The following is a 17,401-nucleotide window of genomic DNA, read 5'->3' as shown; positions in this document are numbered from 1 at the left end:
GGGCGGCACCGAACAGTCGACCAGTTAGGAGACGAGCAAAGCATGAACAAGACGATTATCGGTTTGGTATGTGGCATGACCATGACCCTGTCCCTACCAGCCGGTGCCCATACGGACGAATATTTCGAATCCGTCCAGGCACCCCATGGCGGACAATTGCGCATGACCGGTCCGTTTCATATGGAGCTGGTCACTAAGGATGGAGACCTGACGGTCTACGTCACGGACCACGCCGACAACCCCATCAGCGTCGACGGCGGTGTAGCCAAAGCCAACATCGAGAACGGGTCAACCAGGACGCAGGTGAACATGCACCCGGTGGGAAACAATGTGCTCAGGGGCTCCGGCACTTTTCCGTTGACCCCCAATACCGTGGTCGTCGTCTTCATGAAGCTGCCGAATCAAGACGGCTATGCCGCCCGCTTCATGCCGCTCAAACCCAAACCGGACCCTAGCGAAAAATCCAAGGAGGCGACGTCGACCGACGGAGGCGAGCACCACCATCACCATCATCCGCCGAAGCATTGACGTCAGTTTGATCGATACGAACAGGCAGGCTGGTCAAAAAGGCCGTCCAGCAAGGCCGCAGCAAGCGAAGAGGCGAAGCGTAGATAGTTTTGACCCGGGCCCAGCCATCGTCTGTATGAACAGGCGTTTGCCCAGGCCGTACGCTGAGTCTCTAAGTGCCGCGAGAACACCGCTGGCGGGCTTTTTCAACAGCCTCCCGGGAGAACCAATCATGAAACATCTGCTGGGAAACATAGCACTGTGCGCGATACTGCTCGGGACGGTACCGGCCGACGCCCACAAGGCGAAACAGTCCGAGCCCGTAAAGGCTCTCCACGGTGGGCAATCACTTGCTGCGGGGCCGTATCATCTCGAGCTGGTCGCCAAGGACGGGGAACTGCTTCTCTATGTGACGGATCATTCGGACAAGGCCATCCCCACCGATGGAGCGAAAGCAAAAGCCACCATCCAGCAGGGATTTGAAAAGGCCACACTCCAAGTGGAGTTGGAACCATCCGGTGACAATCAGTTGAAGGGGACCGGGGAATTTGCGATCAATCCGGATACCGCCATCATGGTCTTCCTCCGGTTACCAGAGCAAGAGGCCTACGCGGCCCGCTTCACTCCACTCAATCCCAAAGGCGGAGCCGCGCAAACAAGCGAGCACCACAAGCCGAAACATTGATCAGAGTCTGCTCGATGCTGGGACTAAAGAAATGGAAAACATCGTGCGTATCTCCGGGCCGGCAGGTCTGCGCCTGATCAAGGGATTCCATGATGAACGTCTCCAGGGCGAATGGGAAGGGTATCGCTCGTCACGGCTGAATGCGCAGTATCGCGTGATCAACAAGGTTGAGGAGCGCGCGTCCTGCGGTGTCATCCCGCCGTCCTCGTATTTCCCGGCTGGGACGTGACCAAACAGTCCGCCGCCTAACCTCTCCGCAGCGGAGTTCGCCCTCACCCCGCGATTCCTGCACATGCCGTGACTATCCTTTCTGCGAATTCCACGTCACTTCCACATCACAAGACTCGTTGGATCTGTGGCTGATACAAATACTTCTGAAACCCTGCGAAGACCTTGCCGATCTCCTCGGGCCGGCCGAGATCGGCCACGGCATCGGCGATGGCGTTGTGGTACTTGAGCTTCAGTAACGGCGACAGCTTCTCTTGTGCGAGTTCCTCCACACCCACCCTCACATATTGAGCAAGAACAAAGTCCAAGAAGGCTTGCTGCTTGTGGTTGAAGTGAGCGCTGATCTCTACTTTGGCTCGAGCAGCGCGTTCTTCGCGTGTGAGCGGAGCCATGGCGTAAGCCACATGAGCCAGCACGTCGAAGAGATCGCTGTTCTCCGCATCGATGATGCGCTGCATCTCCGCCATCTGTTCGGCACTGAACCCTTTTTCAGCAAGCCCCTCTAGCAGCCTGGTGCGTGTATCGGGGCTACTCCAGAGCGCGCGGAGTTCGGCCTCGTTCCGGAAAAATTCCGGGAGCTTCCCAAACAGTATTTCCAGGAATTGCCGCGCCGATATGGGCGTGCCGTCCGGATGCCAAAAGGTAGTCACCACCATGTGTTGGATGGTACGGGCTTTTCCGTCGGCGAGTTTCACCTTCGCCTTCCGTTTGCACTTGCAGGGTCGCTTGCCGCACTTCGGGCAAGGTTCCCGATCACATTCGCAAGGCAGTCGACCGCAGACATAGCACGGTGGTGGAGGTTCTTTGATGCAGATACAGGGATGCTGTTGGCATGTTTTGCAGGGTTCCGGCTCGATCGGCTCTCCATCCCATTCAGGATCACTAAAGTGGTGGTGAGCCTTCACGAAATCGTAGATCGTGAAGTAATCCTTCCTATCGTACAACCGAGTCCCACGCCCGATGATCTGCTTGAACTCGATCATCGAATTGATCGGTCGCATCAGCACGATGTTGCGAATATTGCGGGCATCCACCCCAGTAGAAAGTTTTTGCGAGGTCGTCAAGATCGTTGGGATGGTTTTTTCGTTGTCTTGAAAATCGCGGAGGTGTTGTTCGCCGAGTCCGCCGTCGTTGGCCGTCACTCGCTGACAATAGTTGGGGTCTGTGCTCGTCTTCATCTGGTTGATGAGGTCTCGCACGGCCAGCGCGTGATCCTGCGTGGCGCAGAAGACCATCGTCTTCTCCTGCTGGTTGATCTGGCCCATGAAGATTTCGACGCGCTTCTTTTCTCGATCTTTGATCTCGATGATTTTATTGAAGTCGCTCTCCGTGTAGCGCTTCTTGGTTTCGATCTCACCCTCGATGAGTTGGTCGTCAGGTGTATAGACGTACTCGTCAAGGGTCGTAGAGATTTGCTTCACTTTGAAGGGAGTCAAGAAACCGTCGTTGATGCCGTCCTTGAGCGAGTAGATATAGACCGGTTCGCCGAAGTAGGCGTAGGTATCCACATTGTCTTTACGTTTTGGCGTGGCTGTCAGACCGAGCTGCACAGCGGGGGCAAAGTACTCCAGAATGCCGCGCCAATTACTTTCGTCGTTCGCCCCGCCCCGATGACACTCATCGATGATGATGAAGTCGAAGAAGTCAGGAGGATACTCACCAAAGTATGGCGTGTCCCCTGGTCCGCTCATGAAGGTCTGGAAGATCGTGAAGAATAGGCTCCCGTTCTTCGGCACCTTGCCCTTCTTCCGAATATCGTCCGGCTCGATCCGTACCAGCGCATCCTCCGGAAAAGCGGAGAAGGCGTTGTAGGCCTGATTGGCCAGAATATTCCGGTCGGCCAGAAACAAGATACGTGGCCGACGTGATGGCTCGCGGCTCAGATTCCAACAGCTGTGAAAGAGCTTCCAGGAAATTTGAAAGGCGATGAAGGTCTTCCCCGTGCCGGTGGCGAGCGTGAGCAGAATGCGCGGTTTGCTCTCTGTCATTGCCTGCAACACGCGCTCAACCGCAATGTCCTGATAGTAGCGGCTGGGGTGCGACCCGCCCTTATCTTCGAATGGGACTGCGGAGAAGCGATCGCGCCAGGCATTTTGTTTCGCGAAGGTCAGGTTCCAGAGCTGGTCCGGCGTGGGATACTGCGACACCTCCCCTTCCCTGCCGGCCTCCATGTCGACGCCGTAGATGCCTTGTCCGTTGGTGGCATAGGTGAAGCGAACGGCCAGCTTCCCCGCATAATGCTTCGCCTGTGCCACCCCCTCAGTCAGTTCTTCGTCCCAGGCTTTCGCTTCGATGACGGCCAGCTTGTGGTTGCGATAGACCAGCACATAATCGGCAATCAGCGGTTTCGCACGCCGTCCCAAACCTTCGATCCGGCCAAGCGTGATGGGATACTCGCGCAACACGCGGCTCCCCTCGACCACGCCCCACCCCGCAGCCTTAAGGGCAGGATCGATGTGCTCGGCTCTAGTCTCGGCTTCGTTCATGACCACTTCTTCGACTTCTTCGGCTTGTTCTGTCTTAGCATCTATTAAATTTTCTTCGCGTCCCGTTCAAAGTCCCCATCCACATAGGTCCCATGTCGAGCAACTATTAAGTATGGCTTAACGGTTGGGGCTTCAGCGAATTCGCTCATTCCACTGATCATCAGCCTGGACCTATGAGGTCCTAGATGCCTCCTTTACTTATTGCAGTGAGGATTTTCAGCTTCAAAGCTTCATCGTCTTCAACACCACAAAGGACGGCCTCAATCCACTCACCGAGCAATTCCTTCGAAATGTTGCCTGCAGCCACATGGTAGCTGATATTTTCTGAGTCTCGGATAAATCCATGAATGCTTCGCAAATAGCCATTCGAGAGCAACATTTGGGCACACAGCGTAATGGCAATTCGCTTATTACCATCCTCAAAACAGTGAAATTTGCATGCGCAGAAAAACAAATGTGTCAGCTTGCTATCAAAGGTCGGGTAGTACTCATCGTTCTGCATGTGCTGTAGGACGGCCTCCAGCTTATCAATGTCAAGATGACCGAACGAACCTCCGCCGCTGACGTCCACCGTTTTCCTGTGAATCTCAATGGCCTGCTCTATTGTGAGATACACCCAAGCCATTGTTAGCGGTCCTTCAGACGCTTCATCACGTCTTTGGCTTCTTCGAGCCGTTCCGCTAATTCCTTACTTTTCTCCCCAAGAAAGCGTTCAAATTCGTCGCGCTTCAGCGGAGTGACATATTCTTGCAGTTGGAGATGCAAGGCATCCCGAAACGCAAGGTCTCGACTGGCCATTTTTTGGCGAGCTTTTTGAATCAATGGTTCCCAGTGTGCTTGCGACTCAAACTTCGCAAACAACTCATCCACCTCCCAAGAAGTGAGCTTGCGTCCCATTTCATTGAAAGACCTAACCAGAGCATCGCCAAATCCACACTCGTATGCGGCGATCAGGTCGAGAACTTCCGAGTAAAAGGTGTCCCGAACGCTGGCGCGCTTATCCAGCCGCAACACCCGGCGATAGACCTGCGCCTTCTCACGGAAAATGCTCACATAGATTTTGTCTGTGTAGAGGGCATACTTGAACTTGCCCATGTCCACACAATCCTTCAAGGCATCAGTGAACTGCTGGCGGTAGTTGTCCTCGATGAACGCCGACTGGATAAAATCTTCGTCGCGCTGATTGATGTATTTTGTGCCGCCGCCGGTGCGCCGGTTGATGGTGTCAATGACGATGTCCAGAATGGCCTTGCGCAGCAGACCGGCTCGCTCGGATTCCGTCATGAGCATGGCGAGGTTGAGAAACGCGCGGAAATCAAGCACTCCCAGCCGGACCGTCTTCGCCGTGATCCCGAAATTGGTTTCGGGATCACCCAGCTCATGAATTGCTAACTTCAATATTTTCAGTCGGTTACCCGTCAGCACCTCATACCCATTTCGGGCCAGTTCTTCGGCATTCTGCTCCAAATAATTTTCTACCGTGCGAAGTGTGACCTCGAAAAACACCGCTACCTGCTCCTTAAGGACAACCGTCTTACCCTCAAACGGAATTCCGCGAATGCCTGCCGCCTTCTCAATTTCAGCGAGGGCATATGGGTTGTTCAGAATGTTTTGCCGGTCTATCGCTGAAGTGGTCAGGTCTTTACTCATTGGATGACTCCTACAGTTCTCCATTGAACGCCTGGTGCAGCAGCGACTTCTTCAACTCGTCCAGCGCGGCGAGCTTTTGCTGGTAGATGGCTTCGAGGCGTTGAGTTTTGGCCCTGAGTTGATCAAGCTGGCTTGTCATTCGTTTCTGTTCAGCGAGAGATGGCAAACTGATTGGGAAGGAAGGGAAGTCCTTAAGTGCGATGCGATCCACGGTCGCACCGCGCACCGTCTTGCTATCGAGAAACTTCCGAAAGGATGGCGAAATGTATTGATAGACAAAGAATCGAGGATCTATCCGCTTTCGATTAACGCGAACCAATCCCATACGTCTGCCGAGACAACATTCAAGCCCTTCTGGAATGATCGCCGCCTGACCCAGCCGTGTTTCGTATGAGAAAACAATATCGTCAGCCTGTGGCTTAACACGACGAGTCCAATGCCGGAAATCTTGTGGCGTCACATGCCGAGTTTCTCCGAGATTGATCCTTCCATCTTGGAGCGCGCTAATCCCCAAAAACACCGGGCCAACATCAACAGTTTTGGGAGTCGCATGCGGTCCGTCGAACACTTCTGCAACATCGCCAATCGGCACTACGGGGTTATCGACACGCTGGATAAAGACGGATTGGAGGTGGCTTTCGAAAAGAGCACGGGCGTTTTGGAGGTTCTGTTCGGCGGTGGCTTGGGCGGTGGCGATGCCCTCGAACGCTTTATCGAGGATGCTGACGATCCGTCGCTGCTCGCCAATTGACACGGGGAAAGATATTTCGAGAGGCGCAAGGTTCGTACGCGTTATTTGAGGCTGGGCTGCGCCAGTGATTGCTCTGGAAATGTCTATTCCACCACGAAAAAGGTATTCCAAGTAACGCATCTCAAGCGATCCGTTCTTGGGTCGCACCACCATCGCATTGCCAGTGATCCATGATTGCGGTGCAGAGATGTTAACCGAGCCACACGTCGCGCCACGGCAAGTGATTAGGAGCTGAGCCTTTTCATGATTGAATTGATTGTAACGGCCTATAACACCGTTCGCTCCATATACGGGATATGCTCCATCCTCAACCATCTCTTTTCCTGAGATGGTCTTTGGCTGATAGATCTCACAGAGGTCGCCCAAGGTTTTTGTTTCCCACCCCTTCCTCATAGCAACGCCCATGATTCAATTGACAACGGACAATTGAAAACGGACAACGACAAAGCCGAAAGCACTACCCTTGCTTCATTGTCCACTGTCCATTGTCCCTTATCCATTGCCAATGATCCCTTTGATCGAGAGCAGCACATCCGCACTCTCCGCATCCAGTTCAGCGATTTCGTCCATGATTTCCTGCGGACTGCGGTGCACCACTGCCTCGCCGCCATTCGGGTTCTTCACGGAGAGATCGAAGGTTTTTTGGTCGATGCTCTTGGCATCCAGCCTCCAACTTTTGGGCGAGTCGGCAAAGGTCTTTCGGAGCTTCACGAACTCGGCGAGGTCGTCGTCGTTGAGCGGGTTGGTCTTGCCAAGGCTACGGCCTGGGTCGAGCTGGTAGTACCAGACCTTTCTGGTCGGCGCGCCCTTCTCGAAGAACAGCACCACGGTTTTCACGCCCGCGCCCTGGAACGTGCCGCTCGGGCAGTCAAGAACCGTGTAGAGGTTACAGCTTTCCAGCAGCAGCTTGCGCAAGCTTACAGAAGCGTTGTCGGTGTTGGAGAGGAACGTGTTCTTGATGACCACGCCGCCGCGCCCGCCCGCCTTGAGCATCTTGATGAAATGCTGAAGAAAGAGAAAGGCCGTCTCGCCGGTGCGGATGGGGAAGTTCTGCTGTACCTCCTTCCGCTCCTTGCCGCCGAATGGCGGATTGGCCAGCACCACGTCGTAGCGGTCCTTCTCCTGAATGTCGGCGAGGTTTTCGGTCAGCGTGTTGGTGTGGATGATGTTCGGCGCCTCGATGCCATGCAGGATCATATTCATGATGGCGATGACGTAGGCGAGAGACTTCTTTTCCTTCCCATAGAAGGTGCGGGTCTGAAGTGCTTGGAACTGGGCGACGGTCAGGTTGGGCCGCGTACTGAGATAGTCATAGGCTTCGCACAAGAAACCCGCCGAGCCACAAGCCCCGTCGTAGATCTTCTCGCCTAGCTTTGGTTTGACCACCTGCACCATGGCGCGAATGAGCGGACGCGGGGTGTAGTACTCCCCGCCATTGCGTCCGGCGTTGCCCATATTCCTGATCTTCGCTTCGTACAGATGAGACAGCTCATGCTTCTCTTTCTGCGAGCGGAAGCGCAGCTCGTCGATGTGGTCGATGATCTCGCGCAGGTTGTAGCCGCTCTGGATCTTGTTCTTGATCTCCCCGAAGATTTCCCCGATCTTGTACTCGATGGTGTTCGGCCCGCTGGCCTTCTGCTTGAACCCATGCAGATAGGGAAAGAGTTTGAGATTGACGAAGTCCCGCAGGTCGTCGCCGGTCAGGGCTTTGTTATGGTCGAGCTTGCCGTCTTTGCCCTTGGGCGCGGCCCAGCTCTCCCAGCGGTAGTCCTTGTCCAGGATGAACTGTAGCGCTTCTCCTCCCAGTCTGGCTTCGTCCGCTTTGTCCTGTTCAAGTCCGTCGAGGTACTTGAGGAATAACAACCACGAGGTTTGCTCGGTATAATCCAGCTCGGTCGTGCACCCGGCTTCTTTCCAGAGCACATCGTCAATGTTCTTAAAGGCTTGTTCGAACATGCGGACGGTCTCCCACCAGCAGTAGGAAATTAGCGCCGAAGCTTACCTGTTTTTCCTAGAAGAAACCACGCCTTCTCTTGGGGAGGAAGTGCTGCCCTTCAACAGGCTTCAGGATGAGGCGTGAGGTGCTCGTCACAGACAAGCCGAGAGGAAGAGAGCATGGAAGGAGATCGGTGGCGCTTTAACATCATGATGCTATAATGTCTAAACGTCGCAAGAAAGGAGCGCCATGCCATCGGATACTCGCACGACAATCTATTTGAAGCCTAAAGTCTATCGAGCCCTCAAGGTCAAAGCCGCCACCACGGATCGGTCTGTCTCCGACTTGGTCAATGCCGCCGTGCTGGAATCTCTTCGAGAGGATGCGTTGGACCTGGAAGCATTTGAGCGCCGCGCGAAAGAACCAGCGCGCTCATTTGAGAAGGTTCTCGAGGAGTTGAAGCGTGACGGAACCTTATAGCCTCGTCATCAAGCGATCCGCCGAGAAGGAGCTGAAGGCGGTACCTTCAGGTGACCTCAAGCGGGTCGTCGATCGCATTCGAGGCTTGGCCCAACAGCCTCGGCCGTGGGGATGCGAAAAACTCTCGGGCGAATCCGAACGCTACCGGATTCGGCAAGGCGACTATCGCATTGTCTTCGGCATTGATGATGCCGCGCGTCGCGTTGAGATCGTGAAGATCGGGCATCGCCGCGAGAGCTATCGCTGACGTGTCATTTTGCTTAGGGCTCACCCCTGCGCTACGCCGCGTGGGACGCGGCCTTTTCGAGCAACTCATGGATCAAGGTTTGGTAGGGCTTCCGGCGCTTTGCCGCCATCTTCCTCAGCTGATTGAGCAATGTGGGGGATATCCGAATGGCAATCAGCTGTTTGGCCACGCCGCTGGTCGGTCTCCCGACTCTACGCATGCGCCGCAGCTGCTCATTGGTAGCCTCAGGGATATCGGAAAAATCAATCTGCGAGTCGGGCATATGCTTGGCGCTCCTTGCGACTCGACTGCCTCGCGCTGATGATGCGGATCGTTGGCTTCTCATGATCTGACCTCCGTACCGTGTACGCCACGAACAGAATTCGCCCCGCCACCGAACGACCTATGCGCTGGCGGCGAAGTTCGTGCAATGAGTGAGCGGGATCCTCCCCGTCCATAGCATTTGGATCGCCGAAAATTGTGGTCGCTTCTTCGAATGGGACACCATGCTTCTCGAAATTTGAGATCGCCTTGCCGATATCCCAGGTGAACACATACCTGTATATACAGGAAGTCTTCTGTCATACGCAAGAATCCGGCGCTGATGGTCGTCCGGACGTGCGAACTTTCGCCGAGGTGAGTGGGTTACTCGATGCCGGTCCGGCTCGTAGTAGATGACTGACGCAATAGGCACGTACGCCAATGCGGAAAGCACAGATGAAAAAGAAGAAAGAGGCAAAGGCTTCTTGCTTACCCTGCGTAGTCGAACGAGAGGTCACGGGTTTGGACGAGGCGGACGTTGTGGAGTGTTCCGCCTGAAACATGCCCGGCGAGGCGGTCCCAGATGGTCTTGGCGAGGGCTTCTCCCCTCACCGTTTCCGAGCCAAGCACCTGTCGGAGATCCTGCCGGTCAAACGGCTTGATGATCCGGTCTGCCGCCAATCGATCCAATGCTCCGATATCGGTCACCATGCCCGTCGCGGGATCGATCGTCCCGCGAACCGTCACGTAGCAGTCCCAATCTCGCCCCTGATGGCTTTCGTGGATCGCGTTGAACGAATATCGTTTTGAGACCGCAGCGGCGTCCGGCCCGTCGGCTACGGTGACTTCGGCATAGAGATCTTCGTCCTCACAGAGCCGAAGGGTATGGAGGGTGCCGATATCCCGTTGAGCAGCCAACTTCGTCCACAACACGTGTGCGAAATTTTCGGAGGTCGGAATCCGGTCTTTGAAGTAGGGCATGTCCAGGTTCAGGTTCTTGTGATCGAACTCTTCGATCACGTTCAGAAGCACCTGCTTGAGATCGAACAGATTCACGACCATGCCGGTCTTCGGGTCTATTTCACCGGAGACGGTGAGTTCGAGCAGGTAGTTATGCCCATGCGCGGGAGGATTGTAGCAACGCCCAAATACCGTGCGATTCTTTGCATCATCCCATTCCGGCCGCATATAGCGGTGCGCGGCGGCGAATTCAATCCGTTTCGTCAACAAGACAGGGGGCATGGTTTTCCGGTGCTACGCACCGCCCTTTAAGTCGGCAAGCCACTCTTCGCGCATCGTGCCGGATACAGGCGTTTCTTCTCGATAGTCGCCATGGGCGACACGGATTGTAACAGGTCGACTGAGATCCGCAAAGGTCTTGGTCATGGATGCGGTCGGTCGAAACTTTACGAAATGGACCGCGCTGATTTTGGTCTCATGGCTCCGGCCGCCTTCAAATTCGCCGAATACTTCCTCGCCGCCGGCGACAATGGCTACTTTTTCTCCGTGATCCAGCCCCATGAACTGATCGAGCCGTTCCTTGATCATCGCGTCCTGAGTGATCTCGATCAACAGGGTTGCGCTCAATTCGCCCGAATCCGGCAGAAGGGCATTGTACACATCCAGTTCATCCTGAACCTTGACCGGATCGAAAATCCGCTCGACGCGGATCATCTCCTGAATTTGGAACCGCACCGTTTCACGATTCTCGAATACCATCGTAATACAGGAGCCGACCGACAGGCGCCGCCGCTGCTTCAGCGCGATGATCTTCGCTCGAAAGGCCTCGCGCTGCCGCTCATATTCCTGGTGCGATATGATATCTTCTGGAGCGATTGCTTTCACCGAAAGTCCCCTCTCTCGTGATTCGTCCGGCGTGAAGCTGACTCCGGTCTCATGGTCGTCGTGGCAACCCATAGGCATCACGGACGATCTGAATCGGATGCAGCGTGCTCCGCCCTCCCACATGGTCCGACGCGCCGGCCTGATCCAACTGCAATCCGGCCAGGGGACAGTCCGACGCGATGAGATCCGCCGGCGTGCGCTCGACTGTTCGCATGGCCTTCCCGGCGATCTTCATCGAAAGCTGGAAGAACTCCGTCTTGGCCGACCAAGCGCCGTCATGCCCCGAACACTGTTCGATTACCTCGACTTGGGCGCCGGCGCACTCCATGAGCTCTCTGGATTTAAACCCGATATTTTGATCCCTCAGGTGGCAGGGAATCTGATAGGCGACTCGCCCTGGATTCTGCGTGAAATCGGTCGCCAACTGGCCGGTTTTTTTCATGGCCATCAGATATTCACAGACATCGAAGGTCCGCTCCGCGACCCGCTTCGTTTTCTCATCGCGAGAGAGTTCCGGATATTCGCGTTTCAACATCAAGCTGCAACTGGCGGTCGGAACCACCACATCGTATCCTTCGGCGACCAATGGGTACAATGACGCGACGTTGCTGCGGGCAGCCTGTTGAATCGCCTGGATATCCCCAATATCGAAGCTGGGCATCCCGCAACAGCGCTGCTCCGGAACCACCACCTGGACTCCGTTCTTCTCCAGCACTTGCACGGTTGCCTTGCCGACGTCGGTCGTCTGAAAGTTCACGAGACAACTGGCAAAGAGGGCGACCTTGCGGACGGGTGGATCCGTTGTGGCCGGTTTGGTTCGACGACTGAACCAGCGGGGAAACGTCTCTCCTGAAAAATGCAGGAGCCGGCGGTCCCGATGAATCCCCATGACTCGTTCCAGAAAACGGCGCACAAGCCTGTTCTCCAACAAACTGTTCGTAAGCGAGGCGGTGGCGCTGCCAAGTCTTCCGATCGCATCCGTCATGATCAACAGGCGATCTCGCCACCGCACGCCGCGCTCCGCCGCAAGACGCTTCTTCCAGGCGACCATCAAGTGCGGGAAGTCGATTTCGTATTGATGCGGCGGAGTATAGGGGCAATGGTTGAAACAGAGCTTGCAGTAGTAGCATTCGTCGACGACTTGATGGTGATCGGCCGGGGTCAGCTTGGCCACGTCACTCTCGCACACATCGATCCGATCCAAGAGCGTGTTGAACGAAGGGCAGAGATTGAAGCAGCGCCGGCAACCGTCACAGACCTCATAGATCCGCAGCGTTTCCTTCTCCAACTGCGTGGGATCGATCGGGGTGATGAGGCTGAGACCTTTCATTCCTCTCTCATTCCTCTTTCCAAAAATGACCAGCGGCCAGCCTTCGCCGACGGATTCCAGTCGCGTCGCCAAAAACTGACCGCTGAACGTGAACCGATACGCGCGCGTTAGCTCTTCAGAGTATCCAATCCCTTCTGAAACCGATTGGCATGGGACCGTTCGGCCTTCGCCAAAGTCTCAAACCACTCGGCCAGCTCGGGAAAGCCTTCGTCGCGGGCGGTCTTCGCCATTCCGGGATACATCTGCGTATATTCGTACGTTTCGCCCTCGATGGCGGACTTGAGATTCGCGTCCGTGTTGCCCATCGGCACGCCCGTCGCCGGATCTCCCACTTCTTTCAAGAAGTCCAGGTGCCCAAAGGCATGGCCCGTTTCCGCTTCCGATGTGTCCCGGAAGAGCCCACCGACGTCCGGATAGCCTTCAATATCCGCCCTCCGTGCGAAATACAGATACCGGCGATTAGCCTGTGACTCGCCGGCAAACGCGTGTTTCAGATTGTCGTGACTCTTGGTTCCTTTTAAGCTCTTTCCCATGTCATCCTCCTCGTTGTTCGAAGGCCCACCCTTACCCCCGCCGAGATTTCATCGCTAGCAAACCGGCAACTAAGATAGCGCAGCCGTCGTCGGAGGTTCAAGGGGCTTCGTGCCACCCGGTCCAGTTCGTGTTCGCGCGGCTGAGGTATGTTACACTCTCGCAGGGCAGACATACGAGGACTCTTATCCGCAGAGGAACCATATGAAGATTTCCAGTCGCCACGTCTTCTACCGAACGACAGGTGCCATCTCATTGTTTGTCCTCCTTCTGGCCGGTTGCGCGACAGACACCTATCAACGACGAGCGGAGGTCATGAAGGACCACGTCGAGACCTTCTACACGCACCTGAAGGCCAATCGAGTGGCCGCGGCGGTTCATGAAAACGAACAGATCGAAGCCATGGCCGACCAGATGGCGGACACCGTCAGGAAACAGGGTCGGTTGCAGGGGACGTCGCAGGTCGAGCGGGAGTTCGCGCTGATGAAAACGGCTCGAGGAACGGCCGCTCAGAACTGGATTGCGTTGGGACAATATTTCGCGATCAAGCAGCAGCCGGAGAAAGCCCGTGCATCCTATCAACGTGTGGTCGATACCTACACCGATCCGACGGAACGGACCTACCAAGAACAGGCTGCTCGAGCGTTGAAAGACTTGGAGATGCTGTCAGAGCCCTCTCCCGACTCGACTCGCTGATCGTTGCGAATGAGCGCGCTATGAGGAGGCCTTGACGACGGCCATCCCTTGATTCGAATGACCCACTCGATACCGTTCACCATGCTCCTACTGGTCCTCTGCGTTGCAGAGGCGGGATGTGTCCATCGGATCCAAGTGCGGCCTCTTCCCATCGGCGTGTCGTCCATCACTATCCATCGAACCGTTCAGCCCGTGATCAGTCCGATTGCGATGGAAGGCGCGGACCATCGGCCAGGCATCGCTTTGCTCGAATGGTCGCATCTTGACCTGAAACAGGCGGTCTTCCGATACCTGCAACAACGAGGCACTTTCACTTCAGTCTCGCCTGACCCAGCCGACTTGACGCTTCGTGTGGCCACGAAATTGAGACTGACATCTCGCAGCGGCCTCTATCATTATCGAATCCTGTTACAGGCAGAGGTCAGCGAAGACGCCCGGCTTATCAAATCCTATCGTGCCGAGCACACGGCAGCGGGATCATCAGCGCGGTGGGTCACAGCATCGGACCGCGACCCCATTGAAACCGCGCTCCGGGGAGCATTGGAAGACTTAATGAGACAGATCGAGGAGGACGGAGCAATCTACCTCGGGCGAACAGAGCAGCCGTTACAGAGACCGTCCCATGATAAGGATACGCCGTCAACCGGCCGCTAAGCCTTGGGCCATGGTCTCAGCTGTGCGAGAATCAGTCTTTTTGCTCGGATCTTCCGCCAGGGCTTCCACGTACTCAGGGCAATCAAGGCGGAAGGCTCGATCTCCGAACGCAACATTATAGAAGTCGCAATGATGCGGCTGGTCCGATCCCGCATAGGCATGCGGGCGGAAATGCTCGCAGGAGACGCACATGCGCGCAATGGGAATTTCTCCTTGCAATTGAAGCGCGCGAATCAACTTCACGAGCGAGCCAAGAAGAGCGACCTGCTCCTGCACCGACAAATTCTCGGTCGCAGAGGCCAGAATCTCGGGCCATCGGTTTTCCACATGACCTGCCTTCGCCCCAAGGGACGTGAGGTGAACCGTCACGACGCGGTTATCGATCTCCCGACGGCGCCGGCGGACCAATCGCTTACCCTCGAGCGTCCGGATGACTTCAGAAGCAGTCGGCAGCTTCACCGAGAGTTCACGGGCAATCGTCGAGACGGTAGCCGAATGATTCGGCCGAGAGCGGAGAAATGTCAGCACTTGGATTTGCAAGGGACCAATGCCTTGCCGTCCCTTCCGCCGCCAGGCACGGCTCTTCATCGCCAGCCCGATTTTTGAAAGCCCTGTCACCAAACGATCTGGGAGCGACTCTTGATCGATCTTCATTAAGGCGGTCATACGTTTTCCTCTCTTGTTGACCCGAGAGGGTGTCAGTCTATTGCGCCTTCTTCCCGTCCGTCAAGCCTGTTCGGCCCGCCATGGGCCACCCCCTACTTTTGATGTTCAGCGGACCACCAGCACTCCACAGTGGGCATGCTGCACCACCCGGGTTGACACGCTGCCAAGCAGCACGCGGCGGATCGCACCCAACCCTTTCGCTCCGGTTACAATGAGATCGACCTTCTCTTTTTTGGCCACGGCTAGAATTTCGTCCGCCGATTTCCCCAGCCGTAAGGCTTCACGTATCTGGAAGCCTGATTTCGCAAGCTTATCTCCGTAGCGCTGCACCAGTGTTTTCCCGGTTTCTTTCACTTCCGGATACTTAAAGTAGGGCACCGCGTGCATCACGGTCACCATGACCGGTTCGCGATCCGGACCATCAGGTATCGGATTGACTGTGCGAAGAAGAAACTTGACCGCCTTATTCGACGCAGCGGACCCATCGACTGCCAGCATCATATGCCGGACGGGGCGAGGGGACTCTTTCACCACCAGTACCGAGCAAGGAGCATGGTGGATGGCATGATTCGAAATGCTCCCCAGCATGAATCGATCCAAGGCATCCAAGCCTCGAGCCCCGATCGACAGGAGTCCGACCCCACGCTGCGCATGCTTCATAATCGTGGCTGCCACCCCGCCCTGGTCGGTCGTCACGGTCCCGCTCAAGCCGAGCGTCGACAACAAACCCTCCGACTCTTTTTGGGTGGACTTGGCCGCCGCTTCCATCCGCTTGACTTCGGACTGAATGTACCGTTCAGTCCCGACGATCATCGGTTGGATCAGGAAGGGAGCCCGAAGGCTCGCCACATCGACGACATGCAGCACACGCACGACCGGCTGCACCGCGAACGGCATTGCCGCCAACCATTCGATCGCCCACTTGCCATGTTTCGATCCATCAGTTGCCGCGAGAATCTTCATATCGGATATCCTTTGTTCGACGAGTTAGCCCACATTATTCATGACAGTTCGTCGCGAAATCGCCAAGCCGCGTCGTGAGACCGGCGCGCGGAGCCCAGAGGACCTGAGGCATACTCGTGCAGTACGTCGAGGGTCCGAGGGACGAGCCCGCCAGCCGCAGGCTCGTCGGAACAGCGGATCGGCGATTGCAGCCGAAGTGTTCATGAATAATGTGGGCTCGATCCATGTTGTTCAACAGACGGTGCCGAACCGTTCTCGAAACGCCTCCGGAGACAGGCCTGTCAAAGCGGCATAGCGGCCCAGCGCGTCCTGATTGTTCACGTCGGCTTCCGTGAGTCGAATCATGTATTGCCGGGCGATCTGGTAGGACTGGGATTCGATATCCACCATCCTCACTTTGGTCCGTCCGGTGGAGGAATCCACCATCTGCGTGAATGGGATCGGAGTGAACCGTCCGTTTTGAATCGAGACCATGGCCGATGTCCCGCCGTCGAGCAGGTACTGAGCGGCGCAATAGCCGAGATCGCGCGTGTATTCGATATCGTATGGAATTGGGTCGGCGCAACGGAGCTCATACCCCACGTTCTTCGCCACCAGACTGACGGCAAGCCCCAACTGACGGAGCTGCTTCGTCAGCTCACGCCGCAGCACGTCACCGATGTCTATCTCGCTCATTCGTAGATGGCCGTGTTCGTCTCGTTCGACATGCTCTAATCCACCAAGATCTCGAGGATCAATGATTTCGATCAGCCCTTCGGCCAGCACCGCGACTCCATCGGCCCGACCATGTTCAAGCCGCTTGATTATGGCTCCCATCAAGAGATCCACGACCCATTGAAGTCCGACCGGCCGGTCTCGAAACTCCTCCGGAACGATCGTCAGGGTGGCGCCGGCCGCCTTGCCGATGCCCAAGGCCAGGTGGCCGGCCTTGCGCCCCATGGTCACGACCAAATACCACCGCGTTGTGGCGCGGGCATCGACCATGAGATTCTTCACGATTTCAACGCCGATGTGACGGGCCGTTTGAAACCCGAACGTCGGAATTCCAAAAGGAAGATCCAGGTCGTTGTCGATCGTCTTGGGAACATGGACGACTTGTAGTCGACCGTTAGACCGTTCCTCCAACTTCATCGCTGAAAACGCGGTGTCGTCTCCGCCGATTGTCACCAACCGAGTGATTCCGAGGCTCGACAGTCCGAACAAGACATTGTCGAGCAGCTCTGTACTTTTCGTCGGGTTCGCGCGCGACGTACCCAGGTAGGACCCTCCTCGAAAATGGATCCGGCTGACGTCTTCGATCGACAGCGGCCGGACCTGTCCCGTGCCCCCTTCCATGAGCCATTTGAACCCATCGATGATTCCGAGCACATCCGCGCCGCCGAGGATGCTGCGGATCGTCGCCGCGTTGATCACGCTATTGATTCCGGGCGCGGGCCCGCCGCCGACAAGAATGCCGACCGTCGTTCGCTGATCCGTCATCGATTGCTCTCCCTACAGAGGGTTCCA

21 protein-coding genes are annotated in these 17,401 nt (G+C 56.2%); 7 read left to right on the top strand and 14 right to left on the bottom strand.

The window, feature by feature from the left end; translation table 11 throughout:
• The first annotated feature begins 42 nt into the window (after positions 1-42).
• From COMA2_RS13215 to COMA2_RS13205, 3 genes are all read left to right on the top strand, one after another.
• Positions 43-528, top strand: coding sequence for a hypothetical protein (locus COMA2_RS13215; protein WP_090898983.1), 486 nt, complete (start codon positions 43-45; stop codon positions 526-528).
• A 211-nt stretch (positions 529-739) separates the two neighbouring features.
• Complete coding sequence (locus COMA2_RS13210) at positions 740-1,192, top strand: hypothetical protein (protein ID WP_090898980.1); 453 nt, start codon at positions 740-742, stop codon at positions 1,190-1,192.
• A 31-nt stretch (positions 1,193-1,223) separates the two neighbouring features.
• Positions 1,224-1,421: a type II toxin-antitoxin system RelE/ParE family toxin gene (locus COMA2_RS13205; RefSeq protein ID WP_175304595.1), complete on the top strand. Its 198-nt coding sequence runs from the start codon at positions 1,224-1,226 to the stop codon at positions 1,419-1,421.
• A gap of 106 nt (positions 1,422-1,527) precedes the next feature.
• Here the strand turns inward: COMA2_RS13205 and hsdR are convergent, their stop codons facing one another.
• The 5 genes from hsdR to COMA2_RS13180 form a co-directional block, all read right to left on the bottom strand.
• Positions 1,528-3,906 carry an EcoAI/FtnUII family type I restriction enzme subunit R gene (gene hsdR, locus COMA2_RS13200; protein ID WP_090898977.1) on the bottom strand — a complete coding sequence of 793 codons (2,379 nt, stop codon included), beginning with the start codon at positions 3,904-3,906 and terminating at the stop codon, positions 1,528-1,530.
• A 181-nt stretch (positions 3,907-4,087) separates the two neighbouring features.
• Entirely contained in the window at positions 4,088-4,531 is a 444-nt protein-coding gene (locus COMA2_RS13195; RefSeq protein WP_090898974.1) for a type II toxin-antitoxin system death-on-curing family toxin, read from the bottom strand.
• Between the two features lie 2 nt (positions 4,532-4,533).
• Entirely contained in the window at positions 4,534-5,556 is a 1,023-nt protein-coding gene (locus tag COMA2_RS13190; protein WP_090898968.1) for a DNA-binding protein, read from the bottom strand.
• Between the two features lie 10 nt (positions 5,557-5,566).
• Positions 5,567-6,700, bottom strand: a complete 1,134-nt coding sequence (locus COMA2_RS13185; RefSeq protein WP_175304594.1) for a restriction endonuclease subunit S — start codon at positions 6,698-6,700, stop codon at positions 5,567-5,569.
• A gap of 99 nt (positions 6,701-6,799) precedes the next feature.
• On the bottom strand, positions 6,800-8,263 hold the full coding sequence (locus COMA2_RS13180; RefSeq protein WP_090898962.1) for a class I SAM-dependent DNA methyltransferase: 1,464 nt from the start codon (positions 8,261-8,263) through the stop codon (positions 6,800-6,802).
• 229 nt (positions 8,264-8,492) lie between these two features.
• On the opposite strand from COMA2_RS13180, the gene COMA2_RS13175 reads away from it, so the two are divergent.
• Both COMA2_RS13175 and COMA2_RS13170 read left to right on the top strand, forming a co-directional pair.
• Positions 8,493-8,723, top strand: coding sequence for a ribbon-helix-helix protein, CopG family (locus tag COMA2_RS13175; protein ID WP_090898959.1), 231 nt, complete (start codon positions 8,493-8,495; stop codon positions 8,721-8,723).
• A complete protein-coding gene (locus COMA2_RS13170; protein WP_090898956.1) occupies positions 8,707-8,970 on the top strand; it encodes a type II toxin-antitoxin system RelE family toxin in 264 nt (87 codons plus the stop codon). Before COMA2_RS13175 ends, COMA2_RS13170 begins: the two co-directional genes overlap by 17 nt.
• A gap of 31 nt (positions 8,971-9,001) precedes the next feature.
• Here COMA2_RS13170 and COMA2_RS13165 read toward each other — a convergent pair whose 3' ends face one another.
• The 6 genes from COMA2_RS13165 to COMA2_RS13140 form a co-directional block, all read right to left on the bottom strand.
• On the bottom strand, positions 9,002-9,232 hold the full coding sequence (locus tag COMA2_RS13165) for a BrnA antitoxin family protein (RefSeq protein WP_090898953.1): 231 nt from the start codon (positions 9,230-9,232) through the stop codon (positions 9,002-9,004).
• On the bottom strand, positions 9,213-9,503 hold the full coding sequence (locus tag COMA2_RS21135) for a BrnT family toxin (RefSeq protein WP_090898950.1): 291 nt from the start codon (positions 9,501-9,503) through the stop codon (positions 9,213-9,215). Before COMA2_RS21135 ends, COMA2_RS13165 begins: the two co-directional genes overlap by 20 nt.
• Positions 9,504-9,699: 196 nt before the next feature.
• Positions 9,700-10,452, bottom strand: coding sequence for a 6-carboxytetrahydropterin synthase (locus COMA2_RS20250; RefSeq protein ID WP_175304593.1), 753 nt, complete (start codon positions 10,450-10,452; stop codon positions 9,700-9,702).
• 12 nt (positions 10,453-10,464) lie between these two features.
• Positions 10,465-11,055 (bottom strand): DUF3501 family protein, encoded by a 591-nt coding sequence (locus COMA2_RS13150; RefSeq protein ID WP_175304592.1) that lies wholly within the window; start codon positions 11,053-11,055, stop codon positions 10,465-10,467.
• A gap of 49 nt (positions 11,056-11,104) precedes the next feature.
• On the bottom strand, positions 11,105-12,385 hold the full coding sequence (locus tag COMA2_RS13145; RefSeq protein WP_090898947.1) for a heterodisulfide reductase-related iron-sulfur binding cluster: 1,281 nt from the start codon (positions 12,383-12,385) through the stop codon (positions 11,105-11,107).
• A 107-nt stretch (positions 12,386-12,492) separates the two neighbouring features.
• Entirely contained in the window at positions 12,493-12,918 is a 426-nt protein-coding gene (locus COMA2_RS13140) for a rubrerythrin family protein (RefSeq protein ID WP_086416402.1), read from the bottom strand.
• Positions 12,919-13,120: 202 nt separating this feature from the next.
• Here COMA2_RS13140 and COMA2_RS13135 point away from each other — a divergent pair, with 202 nt between their 5' ends.
• Together COMA2_RS13135 and COMA2_RS13130 are read left to right on the top strand one after the other, a co-directional pair.
• Positions 13,121-13,612, top strand: a complete 492-nt coding sequence (locus tag COMA2_RS13135; RefSeq protein ID WP_090898944.1) for a hypothetical protein — start codon at positions 13,121-13,123, stop codon at positions 13,610-13,612.
• 57 nt (positions 13,613-13,669) lie between these two features.
• Complete coding sequence (locus COMA2_RS13130; RefSeq protein WP_090898941.1) at positions 13,670-14,266, top strand: hypothetical protein; 597 nt, start codon at positions 13,670-13,672, stop codon at positions 14,264-14,266.
• On the opposite strand, the gene COMA2_RS13125 is transcribed toward COMA2_RS13130, so the two are convergent.
• The 3 genes from COMA2_RS13125 to pfp form a co-directional block, all read right to left on the bottom strand.
• Positions 14,252-14,932 (bottom strand): MarR family winged helix-turn-helix transcriptional regulator, encoded by a 681-nt coding sequence (locus COMA2_RS13125; protein WP_090898938.1) that lies wholly within the window; start codon positions 14,930-14,932, stop codon positions 14,252-14,254. The genes COMA2_RS13130 and COMA2_RS13125 overlap by 15 nt on opposite strands.
• A 105-nt stretch (positions 14,933-15,037) precedes the next feature.
• Positions 15,038-15,895, bottom strand: coding sequence for a universal stress protein (locus COMA2_RS13120; RefSeq protein ID WP_090898935.1), 858 nt, complete (start codon positions 15,893-15,895; stop codon positions 15,038-15,040).
• A 231-nt stretch (positions 15,896-16,126) separates the two neighbouring features.
• The gene (gene pfp / locus COMA2_RS13110) at positions 16,127-17,374 is read right to left on the bottom strand and encodes a diphosphate--fructose-6-phosphate 1-phosphotransferase (protein WP_090898930.1); all 1,248 of its coding nucleotides are present in this window, start codon (positions 17,372-17,374) and stop codon (positions 16,127-16,129) included.
• Positions 17,375-17,401 lie beyond the last annotated feature (27 nt).

It is taken from the genome of Candidatus Nitrospira nitrificans (genome assembly GCF_001458775.1).
In the GTDB taxonomy this organism is placed as follows: Bacteria; Nitrospirota; Nitrospiria; order Nitrospirales; family Nitrospiraceae; genus Nitrospira_D; species Nitrospira_D nitrificans.
This window is presented reverse-complemented; position numbering and strand designations above follow the sequence as displayed.